This is a genomic window from Vibrio sp. Vb0667 (assembly GCF_033391095.1).
The window spans coordinates 98350-106350 of the sequence record NZ_JAWPOL010000013.1; the positions used below are offsets into that span (position 1 = coordinate 98350).

Annotated in this window: 6 protein-coding genes and 1 pseudogene; 5 read left to right on the plus strand and 2 right to left on the minus strand. The window is 44.1% G+C overall.

Features of this window, described 5'->3' with window-relative positions; translation table 11 throughout:
- The first annotated feature begins 37 nt into the window (after positions 1-37).
- Genes R8269_RS14000 through R8269_RS14010 form a run of 3 tightly spaced genes read left to right on the plus strand, consistent with a single transcriptional unit; the run spans position 38 to position 4500 of the window.
- Positions 38-2785, plus strand: a complete 2748-nt coding sequence (locus R8269_RS14000; RefSeq protein WP_318222568.1) for a phospholipase D-like domain-containing anti-phage protein — start codon at positions 38-40, stop codon at positions 2783-2785.
- 30 nt (positions 2786-2815) lie between these two features.
- A complete protein-coding gene (locus R8269_RS14005) occupies positions 2816-3424 on the plus strand; it encodes a DUF4433 domain-containing protein (protein WP_086597670.1) in 609 nt (202 codons plus the stop codon).
- An 8-nt stretch (positions 3425-3432) separates the two neighbouring features.
- Entirely contained in the window at positions 3433-4500 is a 1068-nt protein-coding gene (locus tag R8269_RS14010; protein ID WP_123015111.1) for a macro domain-containing protein, read from the plus strand.
- 83 nt (positions 4501-4583) lie between these two features.
- On the opposite strand, the gene R8269_RS14015 is transcribed toward R8269_RS14010, so the two are convergent.
- Both R8269_RS14015 and R8269_RS14020 read right to left on the minus strand, forming a co-directional pair.
- Complete coding sequence (locus R8269_RS14015; protein WP_086597672.1) at positions 4584-5801, minus strand: tyrosine-type recombinase/integrase; 1218 nt, start codon at positions 5799-5801, stop codon at positions 4584-4586.
- Positions 5802-6004: 203 nt separating this feature from the next.
- The gene (locus R8269_RS14020) at positions 6005-6871 is read right to left on the minus strand and encodes a YicC/YloC family endoribonuclease (protein ID WP_005395766.1); all 867 of its coding nucleotides are present in this window, start codon (positions 6869-6871) and stop codon (positions 6005-6007) included.
- Positions 6872-7055: 184 nt separating this feature from the next.
- Between R8269_RS14020 and rph the strand changes: the two genes are divergently transcribed.
- Both rph and pyrE read left to right on the plus strand, forming a co-directional pair.
- Positions 7056-7772: a ribonuclease PH gene (rph, locus tag R8269_RS14025; protein ID WP_031780917.1), complete on the plus strand. Its 717-nt coding sequence runs from the start codon at positions 7056-7058 to the stop codon at positions 7770-7772.
- 104 nt (positions 7773-7876) lie between these two features.
- Positions 7877-8001, plus strand: a pseudogene (gene pyrE, locus R8269_RS14030) (orotate phosphoribosyltransferase); the annotation flags it as partial.

Here is an 8001-nt window from a genome sequence, read left to right on the forward strand (position 1 = left end):
AATGATGAGCTACTTATGTAGTAAGGGAAAATGATATATGGCAATCAGACGGTTTTCTTCACGAACTCATCGGCTGGATAGTAGCTTTTTACTTGAACACCTAAAAGGAGCCCGCAGTTACAAACGCATAGCGGGTTACTTTACCAGTTCTTTGTTTGAAGTTGCGCATGAGCTCATTGAGGCTATCCCTGATGTAAAAATCGTCTGTAACGTGGATATTCATCCTGATGACTTGAAAGTGGCTCAGCTTAGAGAAGCTAAGATGATTGGTCGTTGGAATGAGCAAGATATAGAGACAGAAGCTTTGCTTAACCGCGACCGCTATCGAAGGCTTGATAGCTTTCTAGCTAAACACGGACAAGTTATTCGTGTAGCACCTGACAGTGTGTGTGGTTTTTTGCATGGTAAAGCCGGAGTCATCGAGTGTGCGGATGGCCGAAAGTTGGGCTTTATGGGCTCAATGAATGAAACAAGTAGTGGCTGGCAAAGGCACTATGAGATCCTTTGGGAGGACGATTCTCCTGAGGGAGTTGCATGGATAGAAGAAGAGTTTGAATACTTGTGGAACGCCGCTCGTCAGTTGCCCGATGCAGTAATACGTGAGGTCAAGCGCCGTGGATATCGTCGTGAAATCGTATTTGATGAGATTGATGATGAAGATGATGTAGCACCTGCTGCATTGATTGAATCACCGCTCTATCGGCAGGGCTTTTCACTAAGGCCCTGGCAACAAGGCTTTGTTACCGAGTGTATTCGCCATTATCGTAATCATGGAATTGTACGCTTGCTGATTGCTGATGAGGTTGGTCTAGGTAAAACTTTATCAATGGCAACAGCCGCATTGAGCCTTTGCCTTCTTAGTGATAAAGAAAACAAAAAGCGTAAACCCGTCATAATCTTTGCGCCAGCAACACTGTGCGAGCAGTGGCAAACAGAGATGATCGACAAACTAGGTATTCCTTGTGCCAGATGGCATACACAAAAAAAAGCTTGGATAGATTCGGATGAGCGGGTTATCTCACCTTCAGGACAAGAGTTTATCGCCAAGTGCCCTTTGCGTATTGGTATTGTCTCTACTGGGTTGATGATGCAAGAGTCTTTAGAGAAAGAGCATCTTTTAGGTTTGAGGTTTGGACTTACGATTCTTGATGAGGCTCATAAGGCCCGAAGTAGACAAGGGTTTGGAAAGGGAGCGGGTACTCCTAATAACTTACTTACCTTTATGCGTGATGTTGCGGCACGTTCCGACCATGTACTCTTGGGTACGGCGACACCCATTCAAACTCGTTCAGAAGACCTCTGGGACCTTATGGGTATATTGCATCAAGGAGTAGGTAATTTTGTTCTCGGGAATGATTATGCCAAGTGGCATCATCCAAAAGATGTACTGCCTATTTTATCTGGTGAGCAGCGTGTCAGTGAGCCTAGTTTTGCATGGGAGTTGCTACGTTCACCACTACCGATGGTTGATTCCAGCAATGAGAAACATTCGAGAAAGCTGTTTCGCTCAATTCGAGAAGATCTTGATCTATTAAACGACAGAAAGTCAGATATTAAAAATCCACTAACAGATTTATCTGAGGATTCTAGGGACTACCTAGAAGACGAGCTAGATCGTGATATTGCTGGAGCCAGTTTTTTCCAGAGGGAGAATCCATTTGTTCGTCATATAGTGTTACGAAAACGTGTAACATTGGAGGATGCTAACCTACTCCCTCGTATTGGGGTTAATGTTCACCCCGATAGGCAACTAGCTAAAGAAGAGCATAAGTTTGGCAGTCTGTTTACGGGTAAGGCGCTAATTACTAGTGAAGAGTTTCGCCAGGCTTATACAGAAGCCCGACATTTTGGTAAAGCTCTTGCTCAAAACGGCAAAGGCAGTGGTTTTATGAAAAACCTGATGGAGCAACGTATTTGTTCCAGCATTGTTGCCGGGTTAAATACAGCCAAAATGCTGCTAGAGGGGCTAACGGTCCAAGAAGAAAGTGATGAGCAATTTATTGAACTAAAAGCGGAAAGCCCAGAAGAAATAGCAGTTCTTGAACGAATGATCGCAAGGCTAGAAAGAGTTGATGAAGATCCCAAACTACGTGCAGTAGTGCATTACTTGGAATTAGAAGGTTGGCTAAAACATGGGGTTATCATTTTCAGCCAGTACTACGACACAGCAAAATGGGTTGCAGACTCTTTAGCTGAGCGATACCCAAATCAAGCTGTGGGTTTATATGCAGGAGCAGGTAGAAGCCGATTATACCAAAAAGGCGATAGCGTAAATATTGAGCGTGAGACTTTAAAGAAGATGGTCGCGGAGCATCAATTAGAAATCATGGTTGCTACAGACGCAGCCTGTGAAGGCTTGAACCTACAAACGTTAGGCACACTAATAAACGTTGATCTACCTTGGAACCCAACCAAATTGGAGCAAAGAATAGGCCGGATCAAGCGCTTTGGACAAGTTCGAGAGCAAGTTGATATGCTTAATTTGGTTAATGAGCAGACTGTTGATGAAAAGGTGTATGACAAGCTCTCTGAGCGCATGCAGGATCGTTACAACTTGTTTGGTGCATTGCCAGATACGATTAAAGATGAGTGGATAGATGATATTGAAACTCTCGGGGAAGAAATGGACAAATATATCGAAGACAGAAAACAGGCAAATGGATTTGATCTTCGTTATACAAGCACCATGGAACCGTCGGATAAAGATTGGCGAGATTGCTCTAACGTTTTATCCAGAAGAGACTTTAGTGAGTTAATGACTTCTGGTTGGAGTGAGACAAAATGAGTCATAGTGTTACAGTAAGAAGAGATGATAATGACTGTTAAAGTGTCGCACATCACGCATATCGATAACCTTGGCAGCATCTTAGCGCAAGGATGTTTATGGTCTGACTCTAAGCGAATTGAGCTGGGATTAGTCAATCAGAATATTGGCTACAGTCACATTAAACAGCGGCGCCTTGTTCGCCCTGTTAATGTAGCGGCAGGTGGAACCATTGGTCAGTATGTACCTTTTAACTTTTGCCCTCGCTCTGTGATGCTGTTTGTTATCTACAAAGGGCATCCAGACTTCCAAGGTGGACAGGACAGGGTGCTACACTTAATCAGTGACACTGACACTATCCGATTGAGCAATCAACATTGTTTCTTTACTGATATTCATGCTGATTTGGATTACGCAGAACAAATAGATGACTTTGATCGTATTGGTGAACTAGATATTCAACGAATCATTAATGAGAAGTACTGGCAGGACTTTAAAGAAGAAAAGCAAGCGGAGTTTTTAGCCTTTGAATCTGTACAATGGATTACCATCCAGCAAATTGGCGTTAAAACTCAAGCTATCGCAGATGAAGTGAATGCTTTGCTCCAGGTTGCGCAGCATAAGCCAGAGGTCGTTGTTCGACCTGAATGGTATTACTAGAGGTTACTATGATCACTTATCAAACAGGGAATATATTGCATGATCAAGCTGATGCTATTATTAACACCGTCAATACTGTTGGAGTGATGGGTAAAGGTTTGGCATTGCAGTTTAAAAAAGCGTTCCCTGAGAACTTTAAAGTTTATAAGAAAGCCTGTGATGATAAATCTCTAGTAACAGGACAAGTATTATCGGTATCTCTTAACTCAATGAATGCACCGTACTATGTGATTAATTTTCCAACCAAAGCGCACTGGAAGGGGAAATCAAAGCTTGAATTTATTGAGCAAGGCTTGGATAGCTTGAAGGCAGAAGTCAAGCGTTTAGACCTTAAATCGGTAGCTATTCCAGCATTAGGCAGCGGTTTAGGGGGATTACCTTGGCATCAAGTAGATCAATTGATTAATAAGCATTTGGTGGATATGCCTGATGTTGAATGGCGAGTCTATCCACCACAAGCAGCACCGAAAGCCGAAGCTATGATAAATAGGACTAAACGACCAGCTATGACAGCTGGTCGGGCCGCTGTGCTTGGTTTGATCGAGCGCTATGTGTCTACAGGGTTCGGTTATCGTTTATCTTTATTGGAAGTACAGAAGCTTGTCTACTTTCTAACAGCTGTTGGTGAGCCATTAAACAAGGTCGTCTTTCAGAAACACCATTATGGGCCTTATGCTGATGTTCTTCGTCATGTGCTTGATAAAATGGAAGGTCATTTTATATCTGGTTATGCCGACGGTTTAAATAAACCGGAGACACCGATAGAGCTCAGAGAAGATGCCGCCACAGAGGCTCTTGATTATCTTGAGCGGCATATTGATACCAAACTGCGCTTTGATAAAGTGGCTAAATTAATCGAAGGATTTGAATCTCAAAATGGTATGGAGTTGCTTTCTACCGTTCATTGGGTGGCGACCCAAGAATATAATGATAAAGACTTGAGTTCTGATGATGTAGTTCATGGTGTTCAAAGCTGGAATGCAAGAAAAGCAAAGATGAAACCTGCGCACATATTGGCAGCATGGAATAGACTAAAAGAACAAGGTTGGCTTGATAACAAAGCCCCTACTTCATGAATCACACAATTAAACAGAGGACTTATTGTTCTCTGTTTAATTGTATTAGTGTTAAATAAAATTTTTAAGGTATGGCGTACCAACTAAATAAATCTGTGCACTTTAGCTGCGAGCGTAGTTAAAGCCTCTCTCCGCTCTTCAAAATAATCATGTCGGTCATAAATCCCTTCAACACCTTTTAACTTGTGATTCAAGCACCTTTCGGCCACATGGCCGGGGGTGCCTTGTTGTGCCAATAAAGTGCGGCACGTACGGCGTAGATCATGAACAGTAAAGTGAGGCATATCCCCCATAAGATTCGGCGGCTGTTTCTTTTTACCTGGTTCATGCCCGAATAGTTTGGTAATCGCACGATTAAGCGTATCTGGCCCCATATGTGGATTTTTACTGGATCGGCGACTAGGGAATACATACTCAGAGCCTAAGCTTCTCACTTTCAGTTCTTCAAACCATTCTAATACTGGTTTCGCTAAAGGGATAGTAAGAGCAACATTGGTTTTGCTGCGTTCTTTTGGGAGTTCCCAAACTGCTTTTTCTAAATCAAACTCTTCCCATTTGGCTTCACACAGCTCGGATTTACGTACACCTAAGCACACGAGTAAGGCACATGCTAAATAGTTGTCACGGGTAAAGCTCATCGGGTTTTGTTTAGCGGTATTAAAAAACTGCTTGAGCTCTTCGGTAGTTAAGGCTCTATCTCTGCTCTTTTCCACACCGCCAGCATCCCGAACCGTAAATGCAGAAGCAGGATTACCTTGCATGAGGTCGAGCTTCATTCCATGGTTGAACAGTTGTTTACAATAGTTAAGGGCGTCATTCGCGATTGCGGGTTTCCCGGCAGCAGTAATGGCATTAATAGTGGTGCGAATATCACGAGCGTTGACTTGCTCGAGAGGGATATCGCCGATATGAGGGGCAATATCTTTTAAGAAGACACGTTTCGGAATGTTAGGGTGCTTTAAACGTTTTTCTAGGGATGGGTACCAGTCTGAAAACAAGTCGTTAACGGTTTTAATTTTTTCTTGCTCTGCGCGCTTTCGTTGTATGAGCGGATCAAACCCTTCGCGGACTTGTTTCATTTTTTCGGCAGCGAGGAGTCGGGCGTCACGTAAAGAGATATCACTAACTTTACCGAGTGTCATTTCGCGGCGCTTTTTGTTCGATGTGAAACGCAACATCCAACTAGGATAGCCAGAATGGGGAACAACCAAATACAAACCACCACCATCACCATAGCGCTTTGTTTTATCCCCACCAGCTCTAATTAATGCTTCCACTTTCTTAACTGTTAACTGAGACATCCCAACCTAACTCCATATCCATTAAATCGGCGGAATCTTACTTTACCCACCACCCTGCTCTGATGATAGTGTAACATACCCACCACTTTAACCACCGGTTGGTGGTGGTTAAAGATGGTTCTCTATGGACCGGTATGGAATTAACTCATAGTTAAGTTGTTGATATTTATTGCCTTAAATAACAATATGGAAGCGTGTGGAAATCATTCGATGTTTTGGATCTGCTCACGCATCTGTTCAATCAAAACTTTCAATTCAACGCCCGATGCGGTGATGTCGGTGCTGATGGATTTCGACGCTAACGTGTTCGATTCACGGTTGAACTCTTGCATCATGAAGTCCAGACGACGACCCACTGCGCCACCTTTTTTCAGAATGTTTGTGGTTTCTTTTACGTGAGAGTCCAAGCGATCGAGCTCTTCAGCAACATCCGATTTTTGCGCTAGCAAAATCAACTCTTGCTCGATACGAGATGGATCCAGTTCCACTTTAGCGTCTTCGAACTTCGAGAATAGTCGCTCACGTTGCCATTCTAAAATTTCTGGCATGCGGGCACGCACTTTTACGACTTCTGCAGAGATGGCGTCTAAACGCTGTTCAATCAGCGCTTTCATGTTCTCGCCTTCACGAGCGCGCGCTTCAATAAATTCATCCATTGCGCCATCAAACGCTTCTAGTAGCACTTTATTTACCGCATCCATGTCTTGCTCTGGCGTTTCCATTACCCCCGGCCACTGCATGACTTGAAATGGATTGATTCGGCTCAGTTCACCAGTCATGTGCATGACTTGTTCAGCGGCTTTAATTACCTGGCTAGCAAGCGCTTCATTGATGCTAAGCTCACCTTTTGCGGCAGGGTTTGCTTCAAAACGCAGATTACATTCTACTTTGCCTCGCGCTAAGCGCTTACGAAAGCGCTCACGTAAAACGGGCTCTAACCCGCGAAATTGTTCTGGCATGCGGAAGTATGTTTCTAAATAACGCTGGTTCACGCTGCGGATTTCCCATACCGCAGAGCCCCAATCGCCTTTTACTTCTTTGCGTGCATACGCTGTCATACTGTAAATCATCGAATTTTCCTGTCTTCATTTTTTGAAAATTACTTCAAGAGTGTATCATGCTGCGTTGATAGGTGCGCGGGATGTATGGATTGTTTATGTTGTGCCAGCGGCGTAACCTATGAATCCGGAATCGATTCCGTTATAATCTACGCCCAACCAAATCGTCTTCTCCTCATATTTAAGGTAGATGCCCATGCGTCCAAACGATCGCAAGGCGGATCAAGTTCGCCCTATCAAAATTACTCGTAACTACACAGCTTACGCTGAAGGGTCAGTGCTAGTTGAGTTCGGTAACACCAAAGTGTTGTGTAATGCGACCGTCGAAGAATCTGTGCCACGTTGGCTAAAAGGTCAAGGTAAAGGCTGGGTTACAGCTGAATACGGCATGCTACCTCGAGCAACACATTCTCGTACTCGTCGTGAAGCGGCAAGTGGCAAACAAGGCGGCCGTACGATGGAAATTCAGCGTCTTATCGCGCGAAGCCTACGCGCTGTGGTCGATCTAAAAGCCATGGGTGAGTTCATGATCACCGTTGACTGTGACGTTATCCAAGCAGACGGCGGCACTCGCACTGCATCTATCAGCGGCGCAAGTGTTGCAATGGCCGATGCATTCCAACACCTAGTGGATAGCGGCAAGCTAAAAGCGAATCCAATGAAAGGCCACGTAGCGGCAGTTTCTGTCGGCTTACTAGGCGACGAAGTATTGTGTGATCTTGAATACGTTGAAGATTCAGCGGCAGACACAGACATGAACGTGGTAATGACCGAAGAAGGCAAGATGATTGAAATTCAGGGCACCGCAGAAGGTGAACCGTTCAGTCACGAACAGCTGATGGCATTGCTCGAGTCGGCGAAAGTCGGCATTACAGAAATTGTCGCAGCGCAGAAGGCGGCGTTAGCCAATTGATTTAGATAGCTCCCATTATGGGGGCTATTTTTTTATCTCGACAATAGAGAAATGAATGATTGTCGAGAAGAGACACGAGAAACCAAGGACATAGAGAGAAAATAATGAAAGCATACCAGCGTGAATTTATTGAGTTTGCACTTGAGAAAGAAGTTCTTAAGTTTGGTGAGTTTACTTTGAAATCTGGCCGTAAAAGCCCGTACTTCTTTAACGCTGGTCTTTTCAATAC